The sequence below is a fragment of the Aerococcus sp. L_32 genome (genome assembly GCF_050689315.1).
Map to the genome: position 1 here is coordinate 1 of NZ_JBOEQF010000393.1, position 1,793 is coordinate 1,793.

Sequence of the window (1,793 nt, forward strand, 5' to 3'; positions counted from 1 at the left end):
CAACTGAAATCACTGATGCTTCAACTATTATTAATGGTTGGGCAATGGGTGGTGACGGGGTAACGCGTTTTGGTACCATTGGTATCTTTACAGCCATCATCATGGGTGTTTTAGCGGTTCAATTATACCGTCTATGTATCGTAAATAACTGGGTAATTAAAATGCCAGAAGCAGTACCGCAAGGGGTTGCTAACTCATTTACTGCCCTAGTACCAACTTTCGTTATTGCTTTCACCGTTATTATCTTAAACGGTGCCTTAGTGATGTTCGGTACTGACTTGTTCCAATTGATTCAAGCGCCATTTGGATTCGTAACGCAAATCACAGGTACTTACATCGGGGTACTGGTTATCGTATTCTTAATCCATGCTTTATGGAGTGTTGGTATTCACGGTTCTACCATCATTACCTCGCTTGTAAACCCGATCTTATTAGCGAATATGGCTGAAAATGCTGCTGGTGGAAACCACGTCTTAGCGGGTGAGTTCTGGAACTCATACGTTATCGTCGGTGGTGCCGGTGCCACTTTAGGTTTAACTATTTTCCTAGCCTTCTTTGCCCGTTCAGAGCAATTGAAAGCTTTGGGTAAAACAGCTATTGTTCCAGCATTCTTCAACATTAATGAGCCGATTATCTTCGGGGTGCCAATGATCTATAACCCATCAATGTTTATTCCATTTATCGGTGCGCCAATGGTTGCAGCAACAATCGGTTACTTTGGTACACAATTAGGTTTCGTAAACAAAATTATTGCACAATCACCATGGCCAATGCCTGTTGGTATCGCAGCATTCATCGGTACAACTGACTGGCGTGCAATTATTCTAGCAGTGATCTGTGTGGTTGCAGCCTTCGCTGTTTACTATCCATTCATTACAAAATACGATAAAGAATTACTATTAGAAGAGCAACAGCGCCAGGCTGCAGTAGAAGGCGACGATGACGACTTCTTTAGCTTCTAATATGGCTTAATGCATTTAAATATAAGATAAAGAAAGGTGATTGCGCTTGGCGCAATCACCTTTTTGAATACAATATTTTAATTGTTGTCAGCCATCACACCTACCAGTGGATGGGGTGAATACAATTCTTCTAAATAGTGAACGTCTTCGCTTGTTAACTTTAAGTTCACCGCGGCTACGGCACCATCAATATGGTGGACTTTGGTTGCCCCAACAACAGGGGCAGTGGCCTTAGTCAATAGCCAAGCAAGGGACACTCCGGTCATAGTGACCTGGTATTTTTCCGCGATTTCATGGACGCGTTGGATAATCTCCTGGTCTTGATCAGCGGTATCTTGGTACTTACTTTTGGCGAAGTTATCCAAGTTCATCCGCTGGCTACTATTGTCCCCAGGTAGTCTTGATAGACGGCCAGAAGCGAGGGCAGAGTAGGGTGTGAGTGCAATATTATTTTCATTTGCAAACCGGTTCATTTCCCGTTCTTCTTCTCTGAAAATCAAATTGTAGTAGCCTTGGATGGACACAAATTCGGTCAGGTTATGGGCACGGGCGTAGGCGTTAGCGGTGGCAATCTGGTAGGCATAGGCGTTAGAAATACCGATATATCTGGTTTTTCCGGCCTTAACCAAGCTGTCTAAGGCCTCCATAATGTCTTCCATTGGGGTGTGGTAGTCCCACATGTGGTAAATATAGAGGTCGACGTAATCCATGCCAAGGTTATTTAAACTGGCATTGAGTGACCCTTCGATATGGTCTCGGGCTGAAACCTTATTCTGGCGCTCTTCTTCTGTCCGGGGGAGGAATTTTGTGGCAATGACCACATCGCCTCGC

2 protein-coding genes are annotated in these 1,793 nt (G+C 44.2%); one reads left to right on the forward strand and one right to left on the reverse strand.

Annotated features, from left to right (window positions below):
* Nucleotides 1-962 (forward strand): PTS transporter subunit EIIC (locus tag ACRCJ0_RS13280; RefSeq protein WP_431390724.1); only part of this gene is annotated, 962 nt, incomplete at its 5' end.
* A gap of 77 nt (nt 963-1,039) precedes the next feature.
* Here ACRCJ0_RS13280 and ACRCJ0_RS13285 read toward each other — a convergent pair.
* Nucleotides 1,040-1,793: aldo/keto reductase (locus ACRCJ0_RS13285; protein WP_431390725.1), on the reverse strand; the 754-nt coding region annotated here is incomplete at its 5' end.